Raw genomic sequence first — 24,401 nt, 5'->3', positions numbered from 1 at the left:
GTTTCCTGCCCCAGGTGAACGGCGTGACGAATTCCGTGCTGCGGGTCGTCGAGCACCTGGTCGAATCCGCGCACGACGTGCTGGTCGTCGCGCCGGGGCCGGGCCCGGCGAGTTACCGCGGCGCGCCGGTCGTGCGCATTCCGGCGCTGGACTTCCCCGGCGTGAACTCGCTGCCGATCGGCCTGCCGACGCGCACCGTGCTGACCGCGCTGGCCGAATTCGGCCCGGACGTCGTGCACCTGGCCTCGCCGTTCGTGGTCGGCGCGCGCGGGCTCGCCGCGGCCAGACGGCTGCGCGTGCCCTCGATCGCCGTCTACCAGACCGACATCGCCGGCTTCGCCACGTCGTACGGCTTCGGCATCGGCGCGCGGGCGGCCTGGCGCTGGGTGCGCCGCCTGCACTCGCGGGCCGACCGGACGCTCGCGCCGTCGTCGGACTCGATCGAACAGCTGAAGCTGCACGGCGTCCCGCGCGTGCACCGCTGGGCGCGCGGCGTGGACATCAGCCGGTTTTCCCCGGCGCACGCGGATCCGGCGCTGCGCGCGGAACTCGCGCCGAACGGCGAGCTGCTGGTCGGGTTCGTCGGACGGCTCGCGCCGGAGAAAGAGGTCGACCGGCTGACCGTGCTGGCCGGAATGCCGGGAGTGCGCGTGGTCGTCGTCGGCGACGGACCGGAGCTGCCGTCGTTGCGGGAACGGTTGCCCGGAGCGGCGTTCCTGGGTGCGAAGTACGGCGACGAGCTGTCGGTGGCGTACGCGAGCCTCGACGTGTTCGTGCACACCGGGCCGCACGAGACGTTCTGCCAGGCGGTGCAGGAGGCGATGGCGTCCGGGCTGCCGGTGCTCGCGCCCGACGCTGGCGGTCCGAAGGATCTCGTGCTGCCTGGCCGGACTGGTTATCTGCTGCCTGCCGACCGGGAGTCGTTCGGCCCGGCGCTGGTCACCAAGGTCGACGACCTGCGGGAGGCGGCGTTGCGGGCCCGGCTTGGCGAAAAGGCGCGGAAAGTGGTCCTGGGCCGGACGTGGCCCGCGGTGTGCCGGGAGCTGGTCGGGCACTACGAAGCGGTACAGGGCCGAGTCGCGCGTGCGGCTTGAGCCATGCACATCGTCCAGCTGGCGAACTTCTACGGACCGCGGTCCGGCGGACTGCGGACCGCGCTGAACCACCTTGGCGCGGGGTACGTCGCCAGCGGGCATCGGGTGACGCTGGTCGTACCGGGGCGGCGGTACGCGGTGGAAAGCCTGCCCACGGGTGTGTGCCGGTATTCGTTGCCCGCCTTGCGAATTCCCGGCACCGGCGGGTATCGCGCGGTCGATCCGCAGCGGGTCCGTGCGGTGTTGCGGCGGCTGGAGCCGGACCGGCTGGAGGTGTCCGACCGGCTGACCTTGCGGGGGATGGGTGTTTGGGCGCGGCGGAATGGCGTGCCCAGCATGGTCATTTCGCACGAGCGGCTGGACCGGTTGCTGGAGCAGTTTTTGCTGCCCGGGGCGATGGCCCGGCACGTCGCGGACGCCGCCAACCGGCGGATGGCGGCGTCGTACGACACGGTGGTGTGCACTACGGCGTTCGCGCACGCGGAGTTCGAGCGGATTGCCGCGCCTAACGTCCGGCGAGTGCCGTTGGGAGTGGATCTGGCGACGTTCGCGCCGTCGATGCGGGATTCCGGGTGGCGCTCGGCGTTGGCTGGTGGCGCTGACGCGTTGATTGTCCATTGTGGGCGGTTGTCGCCGGAGAAACACGTTGAGCGGAGCGTGGATACGGTCGCTGAGCTGACGGAGTCCGGGGCTCGCGTGCGGTTGGTGATCGCGGGCGACGGGCCTCGGCGGCGGGCGCTGGAACGGCGGGCCCGGGGGTTGCCGGTGACGTTCCTCGGCTTCTTGGCCGGGCGAGGCGAGGTGGCTCGATTGCTGGCCAGCGCGGATGTTTCGCTCGCTCCGGGACCGCACGAGACGTTCGGGCTGGCGGCGTTGGAGGCGCTCGCTTCCGGGACGCCGGTGGTGGTTTCGGCGTCGTCGGCGTTGCGGGAGATCGTGCGACCCGGGTGCGGGGCGGCGGTCGAGGATCACGCGCCCGCGTTCGCCAGCGCGGTGACCGGATTGCTGGACAGTCCCGAGGAGATCCGGCGGGCGGCTGCTCGGGCGCGGGCCGAGGAGTTCGCCTGGCCGGCCTCGGTGCGGGGAATGCTCGCCGCCCTCGGCTGACTGCGGGAGGGTCAGGTGCGGTAGCCGGGGTGGACGCCGGGCCTGAGGTCGTGGCCGGCGGCGACGCGGGCCAGCAGGTCGCGCAGCACGGCGCGTTCCTCTGTGGACAGTGCGGACATCAGCTCGTTTTCGTGTGCTGTCGCGGCCTTGGCTAGTTCGGCCATCGTTTCCTGGCCTTTGTCGCTCAGGAAAACCGCGTAGAGGCGGCGGTCCTGCGGATTGCGGCGGCGCTCGATCAGCCCCTGCTGTTCCAGGCCGTCGACGAGGGCGACCAGCCGGGTCGGCGGCGTGCCCAGTTCCGCGGCCAGCACCTGCTGGCTCTCGCCGGGCCGCCGCGCGATCGCCCGGAGCAGGCCGGTCTGGGGCGGGGTCAGGCCCAGGTCCGCGACGCGTTCGGCGAAGCGCTGGGTCGCGTGTGCGCCCAGCTGGGCCAGCAGGAAGGCGCTGCCGAACTGCGGAGGTCCTTGCATGCCCTGAACCGTATCGCTTGACAATCGATTACACCAGTGTAATCGTTCTATTAGTGAAACTAATTGACCTGGAGGTTTGCCATGACGACCAGGACTCGACAGCAGGGCGGCCCGCCGTTGCTGGCACCGGCCTTGGCGTTCGGGGTGCTGACCGTCGCCTCGGCGGTGCTCGGGGCGGCGGGGACGCGTCCGGATTCCAGCGCGGCTGAGGTCGCCGCGTATCTCGGCGGCAACCACGGCGTCGTGCAGTTGCTCGCGTTCGCGGTGTTCGGCGCCTCGGTTCCGTTGGCGGTCTGGGCGGCGACGGCCTACCGCAGACAGCGGCGGATCGGGGTCGCGGCACCGGGTGCGGTGATCGGGCTGACCGGGGGCGTGCTGTCCGCGGCCGCGCTCGCGATGAGCGGTCTGATCACCTGGACCGCCGCGCAGTCCAGCGAGACACCCGCGGTGGCGCGGGCGTTGACCAGCCTCGCGTTCGCTGCCGGCGGGCCCGGCTTCGTGGTGCCGCTGGCGTTGCTGATCGCCGGGATCGCGGTGCCCGCGCTGTTTCTGAACCTGCTGCCGCGCTGGATGTCGGTCGCCGGGCTGGTGGTCGCCGCGGCCGCGGTGCTCGCCTCGCTGTCGCTGCTGACCCCCGCGCTGTACCCGCTGATCCCGGTCGGCCGGTTCGGCGGGCTCGCCTGGCTGGTCGCCGCCAGCGTCCTGCTCCCGCGCGACCGCGCGGCACGGACGGACTAATCTCGGACCTATGCCCCGAGCCAGCCTGGACAAGGATCCCCGCGATGTCGCCGCGATGTTCGACGGCGTCGCGTCCGGTTACGACCGGGCGAACTCGTTCATGACGTTCGGGTTCGACCGGCGCTGGCGCACCGCCACCGCGCGCGTGCTGGACGCCAAACCGGGGGAGAAGGTGCTCGACCTGGCGGCGGGCACCGGGGTGTCCACCGTCGAGTACGCGCGCGGCGGAGCCTGGTGCCTCGCCGCCGACTTCTCGGTCGGGATGCTCAAGGCGGGGCTGCACCGGAAGGTGCCGATGATCGCCGCGGACGCGATGCGCCTGCCGTTCGCCGACAACAGCTTCGACGCCGTCACCATCTCCCTCGCGCTGCGGAACTTCGTCGACACCAAGGGCGCGCTCGCCGAGATCCTGCGGGTGGTCAAACCGGGCGGCCGGCTGGTGATCTGCGAGGTGTCGACGCCCACCTTCGCCCCGATCCGGTTCGTCTACCGGCGGTTCATCCTCAAGCTGCTGACCTGGGTCGGCAGCCGGTCCTCGACCAACCCCGAGGCCTACTCCTACCTGGCCGAATCGATGCTCGCCTGGCCCGATCAGCGCGGGCTCGGCGAGATCATCGCGAGTGCCGGATGGACCGAGGTGGAGTGGCTGAACCTCACCTTCGGCGTCGTCGCGATCCACCGCGCGCGCAAGCCCGCCTGACCCCGCCCTCCTGCCCTTCCCCGCCCTCAACGGGTGTGGCCGCGCCACGCTGTATTTTCGGGTGTATGACGACCTCGCGCCGCAACCCGGACCACGACGCCGAAGTGATCGTGGTCGGGGCGGGACCGGCTGGTTCGACGGTGGCCACCTACCTCGCCCGGGCCGGGGTGGACGTGCTGCTGCTGGAGAAGACCGTCTTTCCGCGCGAGAAGGTGTGCGGGGACGGGCTCACGCCCCGCGGTGTGAAGCAGTTGATCGATCTTGGTCTCGACACCAGCGAGGAAGCGGGCTGGGTGCGTAGCCGGGGGCTGCGGATTCTCACCGGTGATCTGACGCTTGAGTTCGATTGGCCGGATCTCACTGACTACCCGCCGTACGGGGTGTCTCGTACTCGGCAGGACTTCGATGACCTGCTGGCGAAGACCGCGGTGAAGGCTGGGGCCCGGTTGTACGAGCGGACCACGGTCACCGGGGCGATCACGAATGCGTCCGGCCGGGTCGTCGGGGTGGAAGCGAAGGTCGGTCCGGAGAAGACGCCGGTCACCTACCGGGCGCCGCTGGTGCTGGCCTGCGATGGGGTGTCGGCTCGGCTCGCGTTGAGCGTCGGCATCGACAAGAACGAGAAGCGGCCGATGGGGGTCGCGGTTCGGCGGTACTACAAGAGCCCCAAGCACGATGATCCGTTCATCGAGGGTCATCTTGAGCTGTGGGACCGGTCCGATCCGCGGGACCCGAAGCTGCTGCCTGGCTATGGCTGGGCGTTCCCGCTCGGCGACGGGACGGTCAACGTCGGGCTGGGGATGCTGTCGACGTCTGCCTCCTTCCGCAACACCGACTACCGCGCGCTGCTGCGCCAGTGGCTCGACGGCACGCCCGAGGAATGGGGCTACCGCGAGGAAAACGCGATCGGCAAGGTCGGCGGGGCCGGGTTGCCGATGGGGTTCAACCGGACGCCGCACTACCGCGACGGCCTGCTGCTGCTCGGTGACGCGGGCGGGATGGTGAGCCCGTTCAACGGCGAGGGCATTTCCGCGGCGATGGAGTCGGCGCAGCTCGCGGCCGAGGCTGTGGTGCAGGCGCTGGCTCGGCCGGAAGGCCCGTCGCGGGAACGTGCGCTGGAGGGGTATCCGCGCGCGGTCGGCGAGCTGATGGGCGGGTACTACCGGCTGGGGAACGTGTTCGCGAAGCTGATCGGCAAGCCGAAGATCATGCACGCGGCGACCAAGTACGGGTTGCGGGTCAACAAGATCCTTCCCTTGGTGTACAAGGGGCTTTCCGGGTGTTACGACGCCCGCGGCGGCGACGGGGTGGATCGGTTGATCGCGGCTTTGGCCCGGGTTACGCCCAGTCCGCGCTGAGTCGGGGGGCTCGTCGCCTGGGGGGTGACATTGGCCCGGTCTTCGTGGGCACCCCGAAGGTTGATTGTGCGGACGGGCAGGGAGGCTTCGTATCGGGGTGCGGGGGAGGGACTGGGCGCCTCGATCGCCGGGTGCATCGGCCGCGGGAGGCCGGTGTGGTTACCCGGGTGGAGCAATCGGTTGTCCGGCCGGTCAGTGTGATACGTCACAAGATCGAGTCGGACCTCGTGCTCGGCGCGGTTCTTGAATTGACCTTTACCGCTGGTCTCGCCATCGCGGGCAGGGGTGGGCTCCGAGCACCGTCCGGTCGAGTTAGGTCCGCCTTAGTCCGCAACCCCTCGGGACAAGAGTGTGACTCACGTCCTACACTCCCCCCATGCTTTGTGAATCGCTTCACAACCGCGAGGAGTGGCTTGTGAACTATTTCACAAGCAGGCCGTGGTCCGGCCACGGGCCGTAAGGGCGCCCTGACCCTCGGCGGTGTGACCCAGCTCCCTTAGGGTGCGCAACCGAGAACTCGGACCACCACCCGAGAACAACCCGCAGCGGCGCGGAAAGGATGGCGAAGACCCCGTGCTGATGGTGCCCGTGCTGGCGCAGGCCGATCCCGGACCGGCGGCGCCCGGACTCAACGTGTATCTGCCGCTCGTTCTGCTCTTCGTGCTCGCGGCGGGGTTCGCCGTGTTCTCCGTGCTGCTGGGTCCGCTCGTCGGGCCGAAGCGGTACAACCGCGCGAAGACCGCTGCCTACGAGTGCGGTATCGAACCGTCGCCGCAGCCGCTGGTCGGCGGCGGCCGGATGCCGGTGGCCTACTACATCACGGCCATGCTCTTCATCCTGTTCGACATCGAGATGGTGTTCCTCTACCCGTTCGCGGTGAACGCCAACGCTCTCGGTGTCTTCGGCCTGGTGGAGATCGTGCTGTTCATCGTGACGGTCGGGTTCGCGTACGCCTACGTGTGGCGGCGCGGCGGCCTGGATTGGAACTGAACCCATGGGCCTCGAAGAAAAACTCCCCAACGGCATCCTGCTGGCCAGCCTTGAGGGGCTGGTCAACTGGGCACGCAAGAACTCGCTGTGGCCCGCCACCTTCGGGCTCGCCTGCTGCGCGTTCGAGATGATGTCGGTCGGCGGTTCGCGCTACGACATCGCACGCTTCGGCATGGAGCGGTTCTCCGCGACGCCGCGGCAGGCCGACCTGATGATCGTGGCCGGCCGGGTGACCCAGAAGATGGCCCCGGTCCTGCGCCAGATCTACGACCAGATGGCCGAGCCCAAGTGGGTCCTCTCGATGGGCGTCTGCGCCTCGTCCGGCGGCATGTTCAACAACTACGCCGTGGTGCAGGGCGTCGACCACATCGTCCCGGTCGACATGTACCTGCCGGGCTGCCCGCCGCGGCCGGAAATGCTGCTCGACGCGATCCTCAAGCTGCACGCCAAGATCCAGGACGAGCCGATCAACGCCCGCCGCGCCGCGATCCGCGCGGCCAGCGGGGCCCGTACCGAGCTGATCCCGTCCTCGATCAAGTACGCGAAGAAGTGAGCACCGGTGCCTGAGAACCCCGAAGAGACTCCCGAGACCGGCGGCCCGCAGTCCAGCGCGGAGCGGCCCGAAGCAGGACTCGAAGCGCACGGCCCCGGCGCGGCCGAACCGGTCGTCGCCGGCCGCGAGCGCAAGGGCATGTTCGGTGTCCGCGGCAGCGGGGACACCTCCGGTTACGGCGGCCTGCGGCTGCCCGCCTACAGCCCGCCGCCCGCGGAGCGCCCGTACGGCGGCTGGTTCGACGAGTTCGCCGACGAGTTCATGGCCGCCTTGGCGGACAACAAGATCCCGGCGTCGGCGGTCCTCCAGACCACCGTGGACCGCGGCGAGATCACCTTCTACGTCAGCCGCGAGCACCTCGCCGCCATCGCCACAGTGCTGCGCAACGACCCAGGCCTGCGCTTCGAAATGCTGGTGGCGGTCACCGGCGTCGACTACGGCGTGGACGTCCCGCAGCGAATGCACACGGTCTATGACTTCCTGTCGATGACCTACCGCCGCCGGATCCGGCTCGAAGTCACCATGGACATGGACGACCTGCACGTCCCGTCGCTGGTCCCGGTCTACCCGACCGCGGACTGGCACGAGCGCGAGGCCTACGACATGTTCGGCATCATCTTCGACGGCCACCCCGGGCTGACCCGCATCTTCATGCCGGACGACTGGGACGGCCACCCCCAGCGCAAGGACTACCCGCTCGGCGGGATCCCGGTCGAATACAAGGGCGCGGAAATCCCGCCGCCGGACCAGCGAAGGTCCTACTCATGAGCCGTGATCTGCCAGGTCGGGCGCGGAAATCCCGACCCTGTCGACACACCAGCGAAGGTCCTACTCATGAGCCGTGATCTGCCACGTCGGGCGCGGAAATCCCGACCCTGTCGACACCAGCGGAGGTCGCACTCGTGACCATCAACGAAGAAACGACGGAAGCCGAGTACGCGGAAGTCCGGGACACCACCGAAGGCCCCGTCTACCACGTCTCCGGCGGGGACTGGGACGAAGTTCTCGGCGACGCCCAGCACGACGACCGCATGGTCATCAACATGGGCCCGCAGCACCCGTCCACGCACGGCGTGCTCCGGCTCGTGCTGGAGATGGAAGGCGAAACGGTCACGCAGCTGCGCGCGGTCGTCGGTTACCTGCACACCGGCATCGAGAAGAGCGCGGAGTTCCGCAACTGGACCCAGGGCGTCACCTTCGTGACCCGCGCGGACTACCTCGCCCCGCTGTCGAACGAGATGTGCTACTGCCTCGGCGTCGAGAAACTGCTGGGCATCAAGGCCCCGCCGCGTGCGGAACTGCTGCGCGTGCTTCTTCTCGAACTGAACCGGATCACCTCGCACCTGGTGTTCATCGCGACCGGCGGCATGGACCTCGGCGCCACCACCGCGATGACGCTGGGCTTCCGCGAGCGCGAAGAAGCCATGCACCTGCTGGAGTACCTGACCGGCCTGCGGATGAACCACGCGTTCATCCGGCCCGGCGGGCTCGCCCAGGACTTCCCCGAGGACTGGACGGAAAAGGTCCTCGACTTCTGCAAGCTCATGGACAAGCGGCTTCCGCTGTACGACAAGATGTTCACCGGTCAGCCGATCTGGCGGAACCGGCTCAAGGACGTCGGCGTGCTGCCGCTGGACGCGTGCCTCGAACTCGGCATCACCGGCCCGGTGCTGCGCGCCGCGGGCCTGCCGTGGGACCTGCGCAAGACCGAGCCCTACTCGCGCTACGACGAACTCGAGTTCGACGTGCCGACCTCGACCGACGCGGACAGCTGGGCGCGGTACCTGCTGCGGCTGGAGGAAATCCACCAGAGCCTGCGGATCATGAAGCAGGTCGCGAAGATGGCCGAGCCGGGCCCGGTCATGGTGGAGGACAAGAAGATCGCCTGGCCCGCGCAGCTGTCCATCGGCAGCGACGGCATGGGCAACTCGCTCGGCCACGTCAAGAAGATCATGGGCCAGTCGATGGAATCCCTGATCCACCACTTCAAGCTCGTCACCGAGGGCTTCCACGTGCCGCCGGGCCAGGTCTACGCGCCGGTCGAATCGCCGCGCGGCGAACTCGGCGCGCACCTGGTGTCCGACGGCGGCACCCGTCCGCTGCGGGTGCACCTGCGGGAGCCGAGTTTCGTGAACATGCAGGCGATGCCCGCGATGGCCGAAGGCGGCCTGGTCGCCGACCTGGTCGTCGTGATCGCCTCGATCGACCCGGTTCTGGGGGGAGTTGACCGATGACGAACCCGACCGCAGTCCCGGAGCCGGGGCCGCGCGACGCGACGAAGACGTACGCGGCCGCGGGAGCCGACACCGATGTCGCCGCGATCGCGCCCGACCCGTCGCTGGCCGAGGACCTTCTCGCCGACACACCGGCGGTGGACGTGTTCGACGCCGACACGCACCGCGAGGCGAAGGAAATCATCGCCCGGTACCCGATGTCGCGTTCGGCGCTGCTGCCGATGCTGCACCTGGTGCAGTCGGTGCAGGGCTACGTGAGCCAGGAAGGCATCGCCTTCTGCGCGCGGCATCTCGACCTGACCGACGCCGAGGTCAGCGCGGTCGCGACGTTCTACACCATGTACAAGCGCCGTCCGTGCGGCGAGCATCTGGTGAGCGTCTGCACCAACACGCTGTGCGCGGCGCTGGGTGGCGACGACATCTACCAGAAGCTCCAGACGCATCTCGGTTCCGAGGAAAAGCCGCTGGGGCACGAGGAAACCGCGGGCACGCCGGGCGAGGCCGGCTCGGTCACCCTGGAGCACGCGGAATGTCTCGCGGCCTGCGACCTCGGTCCGGTCATCCAGGTGAACTACGAGTACTTCGACAACCAGACGCCGGAGCAGGCGGTCGCACTCGTGGACGCGTTGCAGGCAGGCAAGAAGCCCGCTCCGACGCGCGGTGCGGCGCTGACCGACTTCAAGGGCGCGGAGCGGCAGCTCGCCGGGTTCTGGCCTGAGGACGAGGCGGCTTACCGCAGTGCCGTGGACGGTCCGTCGCAAGCGGTCGAGACTTTGCGCGGCGCGCAGCTCGCCGCCGACCGCGGCTGGACCGCACCGGGCGCGCAGGACGTTCCGCTTCCAGAAGTGGAGAAGAAGTAATGGCCGATCCCATCACTCCGGTCCTCACGAAGCGCTGGCTGTCCCCGGAATCCTGGCGCATCGAAACCTACGAGGCGCTTGAGGGCTACACCGCCGCTCGCAAGGCGCTGGCCGCCACGCCCGAGCAGCTCGTACAGGTGGTCAAGGACTCCGGCCTGCGCGGCCGCGGCGGCGCCGGGTTCCCGGCGGGCGTGAAGTGGTCGTTCATGCCGCCGAACGAGGACAAGCCGCACTACCTGGTGATCAACGCCGACGAGGGCGAACCGGGTACCTGCAAGGACATTCCGCTGATGATGGCGGACCCGCATTCGCTGATCGAGGGTTGCATCATCGCCTCGTACGCGATGCGGTCGCACCACTGCTTCATCTACGTCCGGGGCGAGGCGCTGCACTGCATCCGCCGGCTCAACGCGGCCGCGCGCGAGGCGTACGCGAAGGGCTACCTCGGCAAGAACATCTTCGGCACCGGCTGGGACCTTGAGCTGACTGTGCACGCCGGGGCCGGCGCGTACATCTGCGGCGAGGAGACCGCGCTGCTGGACTCGCTCGAAGGCCGTCGCGGGCAGCCCCGGCTCAAGCCGCCGTTCCCCGCGGCCGCCGGCCTGTATGCCGCGCCGACGACGGTGAACAACGTCGAGACCATCGCGTCCGCGTCGTACATCATCAACGCCGGTTCGGCGTGGTTCCGCGAGATGGGCCGCGAGAAGTCGCCCGGCCCGAAGATCTACTCGATCTCCGGTCACGTCGAGAAGCCCGGCCAGTACGAATGCCCGCTCGGCACCACGCTGCGCGAGCTGCTGGAGCTGGCCGGCGGCATGAAGGACGGCATCCCGCTCAAGTTCTGGACGCCGGGCGGTTCGTCGACGCCGATGTTCACCGCCGAGCACCTCGACGTCCCGCTCGACTTCGAGGGCGCGGCCGAGGCCGGTTCGATGCTCGGCACCACCGCGGTGCAGGTCTTCAACGAGACCGTGTCCGTGCCGTGGGCGGTCATGAAGTGGACGCAGTTCTACGAGCACGAGTCCTGCGGCAAGTGCACGCCGTGCCGCGAGGGCACGTACTGGCTGGCGCAGATCCTGGAGCGGATGGTCTCCGGCCACGGCACCGAGGAGGACATCGACACCCTCCTCGACGTGTGCGACAACATCTTCGGCCGCTCGTTCTGCGCGCTCGGCGACGGCGCGGTGTCGCCGATCCAGAGCGGCATCAAGTACTTCCGGGACGAGTTCCTGGCTCTGTGTGAGAGCAACAAGCGCGAATTGGTGGGAGCGCAGGCATGACGATCGCCCCCGACAAGCCCGAAACCACGGAGACTCCGGTCCCCGAAGGGCACGTCAAGCTGACCATCGACGGCGAAGAGGTCATCGCGCCCAAGGGCGAGCTGCTGATCCGCACCGCCGAGCGGCTCGGCACGAGCATCCCGCGGTTCTGCGACCATCCGCTGCTCGACCCGGCAGGCGCCTGCCGCCAGTGCCTGGTCGAGGTCGAAATGGGCGGCCGTCCGATGCCGAAGCCGCAGGCCTCGTGCACGATGACCGTTGCCGACGGCATGGTGGTCAAGACGCAGCTCACCTCGCCGGTCGCGGACAAGGCGCAGCAGGGCGTGATGGAGCTGCTGCTGATCAACCATCCGCTGGACTGCCCGATCTGCGACAAGGGCGGCGAATGCCCGCTGCAGAACCAGGCGCTCGCGCACGGCCGCGCGGAATCGCGGTTCGTGGACACCAAGCGCACGTTCCCGAAGCCGCTGCCGATCTCGTCGCAGGTGCTGCTCGACCGGGAACGCTGCGTGCTGTGCCAGCGCTGCACCCGGTTCTCCGACCAGGTCGCCGGCGACCCGTTCATCGCGCTGCTCGAACGCGGCGCGCACCAGCAGATCGGCACCGCGGAAACCGCCGACGTGCTGGACCTCGCCTCGCGCACCACCGGTGGCGAACCGTTCCAGAGCTACTTCTCCGGCAACGTGATCCAGATCTGCCCGGTCGGCGCGCTCACCAGCGCGGCGTACCGGTTCCGGTCGCGGCCGTTCGACCTCGTGTCTTCGCCGAGCGTGTGCGAGCACTGCTCGTCCGGTTGCGCCGAGCGCACCGACTTCCGGCGCGGCAAGGTCCAGCGCAAGCTGGCCGGCGACGACCCGGAGGTGAACGAGGAGTGGCTGTGCGACAAGGGCCGGTTCGCGTTCCGCTACGTGCAGGCCGGTGACCGGATCCGCCGGCCGCTCGTCCGCAACGAGAACGGCGAACTGGAAGAAGCGTCCTGGACCGACGCGCTCCGGACTGCCTCGGCCGGGCTGCTGAAGGCCCGCGAGGGCAAGGGCGCCGCGGTGCTCACCGGCGGCCGGTTGACTGTCGAGGACGCCTACGCGTACTCGAAGTTCGCCCGGATCGCCCTGCGCACCAACGACATCGACTTCCGCACCCGCGCGCACTCGGACGAGGAGCTGGCGTTCCTCGGTTCGACGGTCGTGGGCAGCACGCCGGAAACCGGTGTGACGTTCGGCGAGATCGAGCGGGCCAAAACGGTGCTGTGCGTGGCGTTCGAGCCCGAGGACGAAGCGCCGATCGTGTTCCTGCGGCTGCGCAAGGCGGCCCGCAAGAACCGCACGCGCGTCGTCCACTTGGGACAGTGGACGACCTCCTCGGTGCGCAAGACCTTCGGCGAACTGCTGGCCTGCGTTCCCGGCGGCGAAGCGGCCGCGGTGGACGGCATCGCGCAGCACGCGGCCGACGTCGACGCGGCGCTCAGCGGCGAGGGCGCGGTGATCCTGGTCGGCGAGCGGGCCGCGGAAGTCCCCGGCCTGTTCTCCGCGCTGCTGCGGCTGACCGCTCGCACCGGAGCCCGGCTGGCATGGATCCCGCGCCGCGCGGGCGACCGGGGTGCGCTCGAAACCGGTTGTGTGCCCACGCTTCTTCCCGGCGGCCGCTCGACCGCCGACGAGGCGGCCCGCGCCGAGGTCGGCAAGCAGTGGGGCGCCGAGCTTCCGGCCGAACCGGGCCGCGACGTCACCGGCATCCTCCAGGCCGCTTCCGGCGGACAGCTGGACGCGCTGGTGGTCGGCGGCGTGGACCCGAACGACCTGCCCGACCCGGACCTGGCCCGCCGCGCGCTGGACAACGCCGGGTTCGTGGTCAGCCTGGAACTGCGCGCCAGCGAGGTCACCGAACGGGCCGACGTGGTCCTGCCGATCGCCCCGGCGGTCGAGAAGTCCGGCAGCTACCTCAACTGGGAGGGCCGCCGCCGCGACTTCGCCGCGACGTTGGAGGGCACCGGCTCCCTTTCCGACGGCCGGGTGCTCGACACCCTGGCCGTCGAAATGGACGCCGACCTGTTCACCCAGACCCCGGCCGCCGCCGCGGGCGACTTCGCGAAGCTCGCGCCGGTCGCCCCCACGGCCGCCGCGCCGTCGGTGGCCGCCGCCGCGGCCCCGGTCCCGAACGGCAAGGCAGTGCTCGCCACCTGGCGGCAGCTGATCGACAACGGCTCGCTGCAGGACGACGAACCGCACCTCAAGGGCACCCAGCGGCCGCCGGTCGCGCGGCTTTCGGCGAAGACCGCCGAAGGACTCGGCGGGACGGTCCGGGTGTCGAACGAGCGCGGGTCGATCACCCTGCCGGTCGAGGTCGCCGACCTGCCGGACGGCGTCGTGTGGCTGCCCGGCAACTCCGACGGCTCGGCCGTCCGCGCCGCACTCGCCGCCGGACACGGCGCGCTCGTGCAGATCTCCGGAGGTGACCAGTGAGCCCGCAGCTCACGCAGTTCCTCGCCGAATATCCGGACGCCGCCGAACGGGCCCGGCTGATCGCCGAGGACCCCTGGTGGCTCGTCCTGATCAAGGCGGTCGTGGTCCTGCTGATCGGGCCGGTCCTGACGATCTTCCTGATCGTGTGGGAGCGCAAGGCGATCGGCCGGATGCAGAACCGGCCCGGCCCCAACCGGGTCGGCCCCGGCGGCTACCTGCAGTCGCTCGCCGACGCGATCAAGCTCCCGTTCAAGGAGCAGATCATCCCGGACACCGCCGACCGCAAGGTGTACTTCCTCGCGCCGGTGCTGTCCGCGGTCCCCGCGCTGATCGCGCTGTCGGCCATCCCGTTCGGTCCGGTCGTGTCGATCTTCGGGCACCGCACAGTGCTGCAGCTGATGGACCTCCCGGTCGGCGTACTGGTGATCCTCGCCTGCTCGTCGGTCGGTGTGTACGGCATCGTGCTGGCGGGCTGGGCTTCCGGTTCGCCGTACCCGCTCTTCGGCGGCATGCGCTCGGCGGCACAGGTGATCTCCTACGAGATCGCGATGGGCCTGTCGATCGTCGCGGTGATCCTGTACTCCGGTTCGCTGCAGACGTCGGAGATCGTGCAGGCGCAGGCGCACGGCTGGTACTTCTACATGCTCATCCCGAGCTTCGTGATCTATGTGATCTCGATGGTCGGCGAGACGAACCGCGCGCCGTTCGACCTTCCGGAGGCCGAATCCGAGCTGGTCGGCGGGTTCCACACCGAGTACAGCTCGATGAAGTTCGCGATGTTCTTCCTCGCCGAGTACGTCAACATGGTGATCGTCTCCGCGTTCTGCACCACGCTGTTCCTCGGCGGCTGGCGGTTCCCGTTCGTCGGCGACGATTCCGCGCTGAACCAGAACTGGTGGCCGATCCTCTGGTTCTTCGCCAAGACGTTCATCCTGCTGTTCGGCTTCATCTGGCTGCGCGGCACGCTGCCGCGGCTGCGGTATGACCAGTTCATGCGGCTGGGCTGGAAGGTCCTGGTCCCGGTCAACCTGGTGTGGATCGTGGTCGTGGTCGCGATCAAGACGGTCCAGTGGAGCTGGCCGCAGATCCTCATCGGCGTCGGCGTCGTGCTGGTGGTGCTCGTGCTGCTGAGCCTCGCGCTGCCGGACAAGAAGCTGCCCGAATCGGACTACGTGGACCTGGCCGGAAGCGGCTCCCCGCTGCCGCCGCTCGACCTGCGGGTCCCGGACGCGACGCCGCGGCAGAAGGCGCTGGCCAAGGCGGAGGCGAAGGCCGCGCGGCGCAAGCCGGCCGGCGTCACCGCGGCGGCCGCACAGGAAGGAACGGAAGATGGCGGCAACTGACTTCCTCAATCCCATCAAGGGATTCGGCGTCACCTTCGGGATGATGTTCAAGAAGGTCGCGACCGAGGAGTACCCCGAGGCGGGCGCCCCGGCCGCACCGCGCTACCACGGCCGCCACCAGCTCAACCGGCATCCGGACGGGCTGGAGAAGTGCGTCGGCTGCGAGCTGTGCGCGTGGGCGTGCCCGGCGGACGCGATCTTCGTCGAGGGCGGCGACAACACCGAAGAGGCGCGGTACTCGCCCGGCGAGCGCTACGGCGCGGACTACCAGATCAACTACCTGCGCTGCATCGGCTGCGGCCTGTGCATCGAGGCGTGCCCGACCCGGTCGCTCACCATGACCAACTTCTACGAGATGGCCGACGACGACCGGCAGCGGCTCATCTACACCAAGGAAGACCTGCTCGCCCCGCTGCTGCCGGGCATGGAGCAGCCGCCGCACCCGATGCGGCTCGGCGACAACGAGCAGGACTACTACGTGAACGGTCCTGAGCTGGCCGCGAACGCGCAGCAGCAGGAGGCGAAGAAGTGATCGCCGCCCTTCTCGCGCAGGCCCCGGCGTCCGGCGTCGAAGCGTCCGTGACGACCGGCGAGGCCATCGCGTTCTGGATCCTCGGCCCGCTCTCGCTGCTGGGCGCGCTCGGGATGATCTTCTCCCGCAACGCCGTGCACTCGGCGCTGTGGCTGGTGCTCACGATGCTGACGCTCGGCGCGCTGTACATGACGCAGTCCGCGCCGTTCCTCGGGTTCACCCAGATCATCGTCTACACCGGCGCGATCATGATGCTGTTCCTGTTCGTGCTGATGCTGGTCGGCCGGGACAGCTCGGACTCGGTGGTCGAGGTGCTGCGCGGGCAGCGGCTCGCCGCGGGGGTGCTCGGCATCGGGCTCGCCGCGCTGATCGCCGCGGGCGTGTTCCGCGCGATGGTGAACGTGACCCCGGCCCAGCCGCTCGACCCGTACCAGCAGACCGGCGGCGGCCCCGGCGGTCTCGGCAGGCTGATCTTCACCCAGTACCTGTTCCCGTTCGAGCTGACCTCGGCGCTGCTGATCACCGCCGCGCTCGGCGCGATGGTGCTGGCCTTCACCGGCCGCAGCGGCAAGACCAAGCTCTCCCAGCGCGAACTGGTCAAGCTGCGCTTCCGCGGCGAGCACGACCGCCCGTCGCCGCTGCCCGGCCCCGGCGTGTTCGCCACCGCCAGCTCGGTGTCGACCCCGGCGCTGCTGCCGGACGGTTCGGTCGCGCCGGAGTCGCTGTCGGAGATCATCGAATCCACCTCGGCGATCCGGCTCATGCGCGAGCGCAAGCTCATCTCCGGCGAGGGCCCCAAGCCCGACGCGCACGCACTGGTCGGCGGCACGGAAAAGGCCGAGCCCGCCGAGGAAGAAGAAGGGGAAGGAAAGTGACCCCGAGCTACTACCTGCTGCTGTCCGCGCTGCTGTTCTGCATCGGCGCGGTGGGCGTGCTGGTCCGCCGCAACGCGATCGTCGTGTTCATGTGCATCGAGCTGATGCTGAACGCGGTGAACCTGACCCTGGTCACCTTCGCCCGCATCAACGGCGGGCTGCACGGGCAGGTGATGGCGTTCTTCGTGATGGTGGTCGCGGCCGCCGAAGTCGTGGTGGGGCTGGCGATCATCATGGCCATCTTCCGGACTCGCCGCTCGGCTTCGGTCGACGACACGAACCTGCTGAAGTACTAGGGAGACGACCGAGTGACCGCATCATCGTGGCTGCTGGTGGCCCTTCCCGCCCTCGGCGCCCTGGTTCTGCTGCTATCCGGAAAACGCGCGAAAGCGTGGGGGCACCTGCTCGGCAGTGCCACCGTCACGCTCGCCTTTGTGTACGCCGTGATCCTGTTCTTCTCCACCGACAGCCACTCGGTCACCGACACCAAGGTCTACTCCTGGATCCCGGTGACCCAGCTGCAAGTGGACTTCGGGCTGCGCATCGACGCGCTGTCGCTGACGTTCGTGCTGCTGATCACCGGCGTCGGCATGCTGATCCACTTCTATTCGATCGGCTACATGGAAGACGACGAGGGCCGGTACCGCTTCTTCGCGTACCTGAACCTGTTCGTCGCTTCGATGCTGATCCTGGTGCTGGGCAACAGCTTCGTGACGCTGTACCTCGGCTGGGAGGGCGTGGGTCTCGCCTCGTACCTGCTGATCGGCTGGTATCAGAACCGCCCGTCCGCGGCGACCGCGGCGAAGAAGGCGTTCCTGATGAACCGCGTCGGCGACGTCGGGCTCGCACTGGCGATCTTCCTGATGTTCAAGTACGTCGGGTCGACCGGCTACGCGCAGGTCTTCGAGGGCGTCGCGCAGGGCAAGATCCCGCCGGGCGCGATCACCGCCATCGCGATCCTGCTGCTGCTGGGCGCCTGCGGTAAGTCCGGTCAGTTCCCGCTGCAGGCGTGGCTTCCGGACGCGATGGAAGGCCCGACCCCGGTGTCGGCGCTCATCCACGCGGCGACGATGGTCACCGCGGGCGTGTACCTGGTGGCCCGCTCCAACGTCATCTTCACCGCGACGCCGGACGGACGGCTGGTCGTCACGCTCGTCGGCGCGGTCACGCTGCTGCTCGGGTGCATCGTCGGCTGTGCCTACGACGACATCAAGAAGGTGCTCGCGTACTCGACGGTCAGCCAGATCGGCTACATGATGCTGGCGGTCGGCCTCGGGCCGGGCATCTACGCGCTCGGCATCATGCACCTGGTGGCGCACGGCTTCTTCAAGGCCGGGCTGTTCCTCGGGGCCGGTTCGGTCATGCACGGCATGAACGACGAGGTCGACATGCGCAAGTTCGGCGGGCTGGCCAAGAAGATGCCGATCACCTTCGTCACCTTCGGCCTCGGCTACCTGGCGATCATCGGCTTCCCGTTCCTCACCGGGTACTACACCAAGGACGCGATCATCGAGGCGGCGTTCGGCCAGGAAGGCTGGCGCGGCTGGGCTTTCGGCCTCGCGACGGTGCTCGGCGCCGGGCTCACCGCGTTCTACATGACGCGGTTGATGATGATGACCTTCTTCGGCAAGGCGCGCTGGAAGGACATCAAGAGCACCGACGGGCGCGACTTCCACCCGCACGAGTCCAAGCCGATCATGTGGATCCCGATGGCGATCCTGGCGGTCGGCTCGGTCGGTGCCGGTGCGTTCTTCGCGCTGGGCAACCGGTTCGTGAACTGGCTGGCCCCGGTGGTCGGCGAGCACGCGGAGGCCGAGCACACCCCGATTCCGTCGTGGACGGTCCCGGCGGCGACGCTGGTGCTGGCCGCGCTCGGCGTGCTGCTGGCGGTCTGGCTGTTCCGGCCTTCGCGCGGCGTTCCGGTCGAACGCCCAGAGCGGGTGGCCTGGCCGGTCCGCGCGGCGCGCAAGGACCTGTACGGCAACGCGCTCAACGAAACCCTGGTCGCCCGTCCGGGCACCTGGCTGGCGCGGGCGCTGGTGTACGTGGACAACCGCGGCGTCGACGGCGCGGTGAATGGCCTGGCCGCAGCACTCGGCGGCGGGTCCGGGCGGTTGCGCCGGATGCAGACCGGATTCGTGCGGTCCTACGCACTGTCCATGCTCGGCGGCACGTTCCTGCTTCTCGCGGCCCTTCTGCTGGTGAGGTTCTCCTGACATGACTTGGCTTCTGGCGCTCATCCTGCTGCCGCTGGCCGGCTCGCTGGTGCTGGCGTTCCTCAAGGGGAACGACCGGGCCGCGGTCGCCACGGCGCTCGCCGTGTCCATTGTGGAGTTCCTGCTGATCATCCCGTTCTGGGCGAGCTACTCGCCCTCGGGCGAGCGCATCCAGCAGGCCACCACGATGGACTGGATCCCGAACTTCGGCATCCACCTCTCGTTCGGCACCGACGGCATCTCGCTCATCATGATCGCGGTGATCGCACTCCTGGTGCCGATCGTCGTCGGCGCGCTCGGGCTCACCGACAAACTGCCCGCGGGCCGCAGCGCGGGCGGGTTCCTGTCGCTGATCCTGCTGCAGGAGGCGATCACGATCGGCGTCTTCGCGGCGACCGACGTGTTCCTCTTCTACGTGCTGTTCGAGATCATGCTGATCCCGATGTACTTCCTGATCGGCGGCTACGGCGGGCGAAGGCGGCAGTACGCGGCGGTGAAGTTCTTCCTGTACTCGTTCCTCGGCGGCCTGATCATGCTGGCCTCGGCGATCGGGGCGTACTCGCTGGCCTCGGACAAGCTCGGCGGCAAGGGCACGTTCGACTGGGCCACGCTGGTGACGGTGGTGCGCGACGCGCCGACCGGCACGCAGATCTGGCTGTTCCTCGGCTTCTTCCTCGCGTTCGCGATCAAGGCTCCGCTGGTCCCGTTCCACACCTGGCTGCCGGACGCCGCGGGCCAGGCTCCGATCGGGGTCGCGGTGCTGCTGGTCGGCGTGCTGGACAAGGTCGGCACCTTCGGCTTCCTGCGGTACTGCCTGCCGATGTTCCCGGAGGGCAGCAAGGCGCTTGCTCCGCTGGTGCTGATCCTGTCGGTGATCGGTGTGCTGTACGGCTCGATCCTCGCTGCGGGGCAGCGGGACATGAAGCGGTTCATCGCCTACGTGTCGATCGCCCACTTCGGGTTCATCGCGCTGGGCATCTTCACCTTCAACGAGCAGGCGATGGTCGGCTCGGTGTCGTACATGCTGAACCACAGCCTCTCGACCGGGATGCTGATCGTGGTGATCGGCCTGATCGTGATGCGCGGCGGGTCGAGCCGGATCTCGGACTACGGCGGCATGGCGAAGGTGACCCCGCTGCTCGGCGGAATGCTGTTGCTGGCCGGGCTTTCCGCACTGTCGCTGCCGGGAACCAACTCGTTCGTCAGCGAGTTCCTCGTGCTGCTGGGGTCCTTTGTGGACCAGCCGGTGTACACGATCATCGCGACCGTGGGCATGGTGCTCGCCGCGGCTTACGTGCTGTGGCTGTACCAGCGGATCATGCAAGGCCCGGTTCGCGGTGATGCCCTGGTGGGCCTTCGTGAACCAGTGGCGCTTCGCGCCTCCGTTGAGGGCGGTGGAGGGGGACCGGGCACCGCGATCGCGCCGGAACTCGGCGCTCGCAAGGCCATTACGGACCTGGGCAAACGCGAGATCGCGATCCTCGCGCCCATGGTCATCCTGATCATCGGACTGGGTTTCTATCCCAAGCCGATGCTCGACACGATCACCCCGTCGGTGCAGGCGACGCTGTCTGCCGTGCAGGGAGGCAAGTAAACCGTGCTCGACATGTTCCTGGCGCAAGCGCCGGCAGCACCGCTGGAAGTGCCTTCGGTCGACTACGCGGCCGTGCTGCCGATGCTGATCGTCTTCGGCGTCGCGTGCATCGGCGTGCTGGTGGAAGCGTTCGCGCCGAAGGCGACGCGGTGGGGGATCCAGGTCACGATCTCCCTCGTCGCGATCCTCGCCGCAGGGGTTTCGCTGATCCTGTACGCGACTGGTTCTTCTTCGTCGAAGGCCGGTACGACGACCTTCTCCGGCTCGATTTCGGTCGACCGGCCGTCGCTGTTCCTGTGGGGCACATTGCTGTTGCTCGGCCTCGGCGCGGTGTTCTTGATCGCGGACCGGAAGGTCGAGGCGGGCGGCGCGTTCGTGGCCCAGGCGGCGATCCGGCCGGGCACGGTCCAGGACCGCGCGCAGGCCGGTGCGGCTACGACGTCGCAGACCGAGGTGTTTCCGCTGACGCTGTTCGCGCTCGGCGGGATGATGACGTTCTGCGCGGCGAATGATCTTTTGACGATGTTCATCGCGTTGGAAGTGCTTTCGCTGCCGTTGTATCTGATGTGCGGGCTGGCCCGGCGGCGTCGGCTGATTTCGCAGGAAGCCGCGGTGAAGTACTTCCTGTTGGGGGCGTTCTCTTCGGCGTTCTTCCTCTACGGGCTGGCGTTGCTGTACGGGTACGCGGACTCGGTGAAGCTGGCTGACATCGCGCATGCCGCTGCCGGGTCGGACCGGTCGGACACGTTGCTGTTCGCTGGTCTCGGCTTGCTCGTGGTGGGTCTGCTGTTCAAGGGGTCGGTGGGGCCGTTCCACACTTGGACGCCGGACGTCTACCAGGGCGCGCCTACTCCGGTTACCGGGTTTATGGCTGCCTGCACGAAGGTCGCCGCGTTCGGGGCGATTCTGCGGGTGCTCAGCGTCGGGTTTTCCTCGACCAGCTGGGAATGGCGCGGGGTTATGTGGGCCGTGGCCATTATTTCGATGGCGCTCGGAGCGATTCTCGGGCTGACGCAGACGGATGTTAAGCGGATGATTGCTTACTCGTCTGTGGCGCACGCCGGGTTCTTGCTCGTGGGTGCGATTGCGATGACCGAGGATGGGTTGTCCAGCACGCTGTTCTATCTGCTGGCTTATGGGTTCACTACGCTGGCTGCATTTGGCGTGGTTTCCCTGGTTCGCGACTCCAGCGGGGAGGCTACGCATCTGTCCGCTTGGGCTGGGCTGGCTAAGCGGTCGCCGTTGCTGGCCGGGGTGTTTACATTCCTCTTGCTTGCGTTGGCGGGGATTCCGTTGACCAGCGGGTTTGTCGGGAAGTTCGTGGTGTTCTCGGCGGCGTTGTCGGATGGGATGGCGCCGTTGGTGGTTGTCGCGCTGGTGTTCAGTGCGGTGGCTGCGTTCTTCTATCTGCGGGTCATCGTGTTGATGTATTTCTCGGAGCCTGCTGCTGATGGTCCTACCGTGACTGTGCCGGGCGGGTTTACCACTGCGGCTATTACGTTGGGTGTTGTGGTGACTTTGGTGCTCGGGGTTCTGCCTGCCTTTGCGTTGGATTGGGCTGGGGCTGGAGGGTTCGCTTCCTGATCGGGCGGCGGCTCGTCGCCTGGCGGCGACATTGCGCCTCGGTGGGTGCGTGGGCACCCCGAAGTTGAGTGCGACGACGGACGGCGGGTGCTTGTCAAGGCGGGAAAGATGCCTTGACAAGCACCCGCCGTCCGCGTTTTGGCTTCGTATCGGGGTGCGGGGGAGTGTGGCTGACTGGGTGGGATGGGTGCATTGGCTGCGGTCGGGGTTAGCGCCCCTGTGAGGTCTGTTGTGTGCGGCGATGCGTAGCACCGGCCGGGCCGCGGGGCTGTGGGCGGACTGCGGCCATCGGCCAGGAACGACTCCGCGCGTACCTCGCCAATTGCGCCCGCAGGGGTTTCGCCACCTGCCGACGGCCCGCGGGGGAGATGCCGAGGTTCGTGAAGGGCCCTTGAGGGAATCTAAGGCTGTGAAGGGGCCCTTCCCGGACGGTGGCGGGTCGTGAGGGGAACCCTCACGTACTTCAGGGCGTTGGGGCGCAGGCGGTGTGGCCGACAGTGACCGAACCCGAAGCGCCCGACGCGGGGGCGAAGTCGATGCGCAGCATCGTCAGGGTCATGCTGCCGTCGCCGGGGAGCGTTTGGCTGTTGAAGACCGCATTCGCCAGCAGCGTTCCGTCCGATTTCGTCAGCGGCTTGGTGTAGTTCGCGGGGATCGGTGAAGGCAGGCCGCTGATTCCGCTGAGGCCGCTCAGGGTCCAGTTGGCGTTGGTGCCGCTCTGGGTCGCCTTGCAGGTCACCGTGTACGACGAGATGCGGATGCGTTTGCCGCCGGAGCTAACCAGGGCTGACAGCTCGAAGTTGTTGCCGGTGGCAGTCGACGTCGTGGTGGTGACGTCGTTCGCCGGGTCGGTGACCTCTGTCGTGCAGGACGACGTGCCGCCGCCGAAGCGGACGCCGGGTTGGGATGCCGCGGTCGCGGAGGCGCTCGTCAGGCCTTCTACCGCGCACGGAGCTTGCGTCGGGATGGAGATCGTGGCTCCGGCCTTCGTGAAGTTCGCGTTGCCGATGTCGGCGACTCCGGCCGGGGTGTCCGCGGCGGCGGTCCCGGCAGCGGCGAGCAAACCGGCGGTGGCCAGGGCTGCGCCGGCCAGTGCGGTGCGCTTGATGATCATGGTCGTCTCCTCGCTGCTGATGCTGCCTCCCCAGGACTATCCGCAGGTCCGAATCGCCTGTTGCGTCCTCGGGCGGCGATCACCCGTCCGGGATCGCGGATCAACCCGTTCGTGGGCTGGCGGGCATGGGGGGCGGCAGTGTCGCGTTCGTCACCGTTTCCGCAGGACAGCGGGTAAAGGCAGGTTGCGGGGCAACCACTACCCTGAAGGGGGTAACCGACTGGCGACGAGCGCCACGAGAGAGCGGAGCCGACGTGTCTGTGTCTTCACCACCTCCGGGGCCGGCCCGGGATGGCGCTGTCGAGGACCTGCGCGCGACCGTCGGGCTGCAGATCCAGGACGAGCCCTTGCTGCGCGCCATCGCGGGCGGGCTGGCGGAGGTCGAGACGATGCTGCGGGACGTCGTGAAGAGTGACGTGCCCGCTGTGCACGACGCGGCGTTGCACCTGGTCGAAGCGGGGGGCAAACGTTTTCGTCCGCTGTTCACGCTGCTGTCGGCGCAGTTCGGGCCGAAGCAGGGCGAGCAGGTGCTGATCGCGGCCGCCGCGGTCGAGCTGGTGCACTTGGCGACGCTGTACCACGACGACGTCATGGACGAGGCGACCATGCGGCGCGGCGCGGAGAGCGTCAACTCGCGCTGGGACAACACCGTCGCGATCCTCACCGGCGACTACCTCTTCGCGCACGCTTCGCGGCTCGTCGCCGACCTCGGCACGGACGCCGCGCGGATCATCGCCGAGACGTTCGGCGAGCTGGTCAGCGGGCAAATGCGGGAGACCGTCGGTCCTGGCCCCGGCGACGATCCGGTCGAGCACTACCTCACCGTCATCGCGCAGAAGACCGGTTCGCTGATCGCGACGTCCGGGCGCTTCGGCGGCATGATGTCCGATGCGGCGGAGGAGCACATCCAGGCGCTGCGCCGCTTCGGCGACATCATCGGCGCGGCCTTCCAGATCTCCGACGACATCATCGACATCGCGTCGCCCTCGGTCGAACTGGGCAAGGCCCAGGGCACTGACCTGCGGGAGGGCGTTCGCACGCTGCCGATGCTGTACGCGCTGGCCGATCCGGGCACCGACCCGCGGCTCGTCGAGCTGCTCGCCGGGCCGATCACCGACGACGACCTGGTCGCCGAGGCGCTCGACCTGCTGCGCCGTTGCAGCGGCCTCGAACGCGCGCGCGAAACTCTTTCCGACTACGCTTCCCGAGCACGTGCCGAGCTCGCCTCGCTGCCCGCTTCCCCTGCGCGCGACGCTTGCGAGTCGGTCGCCGACTACCTGGTCGCGCGAACGTTCTAAAA

22 protein-coding genes are annotated in these 24,401 nt (G+C 68.7%); 20 read left to right on the top strand and 2 right to left on the bottom strand.

Features of this window, described 5'->3' with window-relative positions:
- Positions 1-23 precede the first annotated feature (23 nt).
- Both BM362_RS01135 and BM362_RS01130 read left to right on the top strand, forming a co-directional pair.
- Complete coding sequence (locus BM362_RS01135; RefSeq protein ID WP_280142700.1) at positions 24-1,094, top strand: glycosyltransferase family 4 protein; 1,071 nt, start codon at positions 24-26, stop codon at positions 1,092-1,094.
- A gap of 3 nt (positions 1,095-1,097) precedes the next feature.
- Entirely contained in the window at positions 1,098-2,201 is a 1,104-nt protein-coding gene (locus tag BM362_RS01130; protein WP_093571921.1) for a glycosyltransferase, read from the top strand.
- 11 nt (positions 2,202-2,212) lie between these two features.
- On the opposite strand, the gene BM362_RS01125 is transcribed toward BM362_RS01130, so the two are convergent.
- Entirely contained in the window at positions 2,213-2,671 is a 459-nt protein-coding gene (locus BM362_RS01125; RefSeq protein ID WP_167545176.1) for a MarR family winged helix-turn-helix transcriptional regulator, read from the bottom strand.
- Between the two features lie 81 nt (positions 2,672-2,752).
- Between BM362_RS01125 and BM362_RS01120 the strand changes: the two genes are divergently transcribed.
- The 17 genes from BM362_RS01120 (at position 2,753) to nuoN (ending at position 21,987) form a co-directional block, all read left to right on the top strand.
- Complete coding sequence (locus BM362_RS01120; protein WP_067590164.1) at positions 2,753-3,409, top strand: DUF4386 domain-containing protein; 657 nt, start codon at positions 2,753-2,755, stop codon at positions 3,407-3,409.
- 10 nt (positions 3,410-3,419) lie between these two features.
- Complete coding sequence (locus tag BM362_RS01115) at positions 3,420-4,109, top strand: demethylmenaquinone methyltransferase (protein ID WP_067590167.1); 690 nt, start codon at positions 3,420-3,422, stop codon at positions 4,107-4,109.
- Between the two features lie 65 nt (positions 4,110-4,174).
- Entirely contained in the window at positions 4,175-5,467 is a 1,293-nt protein-coding gene (locus tag BM362_RS01110; RefSeq protein WP_167545175.1) for a geranylgeranyl reductase family protein, read from the top strand.
- 579 nt (positions 5,468-6,046) lie between these two features.
- The gene (locus BM362_RS01105) at positions 6,047-6,457 is read left to right on the top strand and encodes an NADH-quinone oxidoreductase subunit A (RefSeq protein WP_037818926.1); all 411 of its coding nucleotides are present in this window, start codon (positions 6,047-6,049) and stop codon (positions 6,455-6,457) included.
- Positions 6,458-6,461: 4 nt separating this feature from the next.
- Positions 6,462-7,010, top strand: coding sequence for a NuoB/complex I 20 kDa subunit family protein (locus tag BM362_RS01100; protein ID WP_009072052.1), 549 nt, complete (start codon positions 6,462-6,464; stop codon positions 7,008-7,010).
- Between the two features lie 6 nt (positions 7,011-7,016).
- Entirely contained in the window at positions 7,017-7,778 is a 762-nt protein-coding gene (locus BM362_RS01095) for an NADH-quinone oxidoreductase subunit C (RefSeq protein ID WP_067590172.1), read from the top strand.
- A gap of 134 nt (positions 7,779-7,912) precedes the next feature.
- A complete protein-coding gene (locus tag BM362_RS01090; RefSeq protein ID WP_093571919.1) occupies positions 7,913-9,244 on the top strand; it encodes an NADH-quinone oxidoreductase subunit D in 1,332 nt (443 codons plus the stop codon).
- Positions 9,241-10,104, top strand: a complete 864-nt coding sequence (gene nuoE / locus BM362_RS01085; protein WP_093571918.1) for an NADH-quinone oxidoreductase subunit NuoE — start codon at positions 9,241-9,243, stop codon at positions 10,102-10,104. The genes BM362_RS01090 and nuoE overlap by 4 nt, the downstream gene beginning before the upstream one ends.
- The gene (gene nuoF, locus BM362_RS01080) at positions 10,104-11,384 is read left to right on the top strand and encodes an NADH-quinone oxidoreductase subunit NuoF (protein WP_067590181.1); all 1,281 of its coding nucleotides are present in this window, start codon (positions 10,104-10,106) and stop codon (positions 11,382-11,384) included. The genes nuoE and nuoF overlap by 1 nt, the downstream gene beginning before the upstream one ends.
- Positions 11,381-13,843, top strand: a complete 2,463-nt coding sequence (locus BM362_RS01075; protein WP_067590184.1) for an NADH-quinone oxidoreductase subunit G — start codon at positions 11,381-11,383, stop codon at positions 13,841-13,843. Before nuoF ends, BM362_RS01075 begins: the two co-directional genes overlap by 4 nt.
- Positions 13,840-15,186, top strand: a complete 1,347-nt coding sequence (gene nuoH, locus BM362_RS01070) for an NADH-quinone oxidoreductase subunit NuoH (RefSeq protein WP_067590187.1) — start codon at positions 13,840-13,842, stop codon at positions 15,184-15,186. Before BM362_RS01075 ends, nuoH begins: the two co-directional genes overlap by 4 nt.
- Positions 15,173-15,718 carry an NADH-quinone oxidoreductase subunit NuoI gene (gene nuoI / locus BM362_RS01065; protein ID WP_067590189.1) on the top strand — a complete coding sequence of 182 codons (546 nt, stop codon included), beginning with the start codon at positions 15,173-15,175 and terminating at the stop codon, positions 15,716-15,718. The genes nuoH and nuoI overlap by 14 nt, the downstream gene beginning before the upstream one ends.
- Positions 15,715-16,593 carry an NADH-quinone oxidoreductase subunit J gene (locus BM362_RS01060; protein ID WP_067590192.1) on the top strand — a complete coding sequence of 293 codons (879 nt, stop codon included), beginning with the start codon at positions 15,715-15,717 and terminating at the stop codon, positions 16,591-16,593. Before nuoI ends, BM362_RS01060 begins: the two co-directional genes overlap by 4 nt.
- Positions 16,590-16,889 (top strand): NADH-quinone oxidoreductase subunit NuoK, encoded by a 300-nt coding sequence (nuoK, locus tag BM362_RS01055; protein ID WP_033291119.1) that lies wholly within the window; start codon positions 16,590-16,592, stop codon positions 16,887-16,889. Before BM362_RS01060 ends, nuoK begins: the two co-directional genes overlap by 4 nt.
- A gap of 12 nt (positions 16,890-16,901) precedes the next feature.
- Positions 16,902-18,809: an NADH-quinone oxidoreductase subunit L gene (nuoL, locus tag BM362_RS01050; protein ID WP_093571917.1), complete on the top strand. Its 1,908-nt coding sequence runs from the start codon at positions 16,902-16,904 to the stop codon at positions 18,807-18,809.
- 1 nt (position 18,810) lies between these two features.
- The gene (locus BM362_RS01045; RefSeq protein WP_067590198.1) at positions 18,811-20,403 is read left to right on the top strand and encodes a complex I subunit 4 family protein; all 1,593 of its coding nucleotides are present in this window, start codon (positions 18,811-18,813) and stop codon (positions 20,401-20,403) included.
- 12 nt (positions 20,404-20,415) lie between these two features.
- A complete protein-coding gene (nuoN, locus tag BM362_RS01040) occupies positions 20,416-21,987 on the top strand; it encodes an NADH-quinone oxidoreductase subunit NuoN (protein ID WP_202507003.1) in 1,572 nt (523 codons plus the stop codon).
- Between the two features lie 463 nt (positions 21,988-22,450).
- Here nuoN and BM362_RS01035 read toward each other — a convergent pair whose 3' ends face one another.
- A complete protein-coding gene (locus BM362_RS01035) occupies positions 22,451-23,101 on the bottom strand; it encodes a hypothetical protein (RefSeq protein ID WP_093571916.1) in 651 nt (216 codons plus the stop codon).
- Between the two features lie 260 nt (positions 23,102-23,361).
- Between BM362_RS01035 and BM362_RS01030 the strand changes: the two genes are divergently transcribed.
- Positions 23,362-24,399 carry a polyprenyl synthetase family protein gene (locus BM362_RS01030; protein ID WP_093571915.1) on the top strand — a complete coding sequence of 346 codons (1,038 nt, stop codon included), beginning with the start codon at positions 23,362-23,364 and terminating at the stop codon, positions 24,397-24,399.
- The last annotated feature ends 2 nt before the right edge of the window (positions 24,400-24,401 follow it).

Source organism: Amycolatopsis rubida, from assembly GCF_900115345.1.
In the GTDB taxonomy this organism is placed as follows: domain Bacteria; phylum Actinomycetota; class Actinomycetes; order Mycobacteriales; family Pseudonocardiaceae; genus Amycolatopsis; species Amycolatopsis rubida.
The sequence above is the reverse complement of the archived record's forward strand: the minus strand, read 5'-3'. Positions and strand labels throughout refer to the sequence as shown.

Excerpts from the sequence above, each read along its gene's own strand:
- BM362_RS01125 (WP_167545176.1), bottom strand. The coding sequence starts at position 2,671 with ATGCAAGGACCTCCGCAGTTCGGCAGCGCCTTCCTGCTGGCCCAGCTG.
- nuoI (WP_067590189.1), top strand. The coding sequence starts at position 15,173 with ATGGCGGCAACTGACTTCCTCAATCCCATCAAGGGATTCGGCGTCACC.
- BM362_RS01100 (WP_009072052.1), top strand. The coding sequence starts at position 6,462 with ATGGGCCTCGAAGAAAAACTCCCCAACGGCATCCTGCTGGCCAGCCTT.
- BM362_RS01120 (WP_067590164.1), top strand. The coding sequence starts at position 2,753 with ATGACGACCAGGACTCGACAGCAGGGCGGCCCGCCGTTGCTGGCACCG.
- BM362_RS01130 (WP_093571921.1), top strand. The coding sequence starts at position 1,098 with ATGCACATCGTCCAGCTGGCGAACTTCTACGGACCGCGGTCCGGCGGA.
- BM362_RS01110 (WP_167545175.1), top strand. The coding sequence starts at position 4,175 with ATGACGACCTCGCGCCGCAACCCGGACCACGACGCCGAAGTGATCGTG.
- BM362_RS01105 (WP_037818926.1), top strand. The coding sequence starts at position 6,047 with ATGGTGCCCGTGCTGGCGCAGGCCGATCCCGGACCGGCGGCGCCCGGA.
- BM362_RS01045 (WP_067590198.1), top strand. The coding sequence starts at position 18,811 with ATGACTTGGCTTCTGGCGCTCATCCTGCTGCCGCTGGCCGGCTCGCTG.
- BM362_RS01035 (WP_093571916.1), bottom strand. The coding sequence starts at position 23,101 with ATGATCATCAAGCGCACCGCACTGGCCGGCGCAGCCCTGGCCACCGCC.
- nuoN (WP_202507003.1), top strand. The coding sequence starts at position 20,416 with ATGTTCCTGGCGCAAGCGCCGGCAGCACCGCTGGAAGTGCCTTCGGTC.
- BM362_RS01115 (WP_067590167.1), top strand. The coding sequence starts at position 3,420 with ATGCCCCGAGCCAGCCTGGACAAGGATCCCCGCGATGTCGCCGCGATG.
- nuoF (WP_067590181.1), top strand. The coding sequence starts at position 10,104 with ATGGCCGATCCCATCACTCCGGTCCTCACGAAGCGCTGGCTGTCCCCG.
- BM362_RS01075 (WP_067590184.1), top strand. The coding sequence starts at position 11,381 with ATGACGATCGCCCCCGACAAGCCCGAAACCACGGAGACTCCGGTCCCC.
- nuoE (WP_093571918.1), top strand. The coding sequence starts at position 9,241 with ATGACGAACCCGACCGCAGTCCCGGAGCCGGGGCCGCGCGACGCGACG.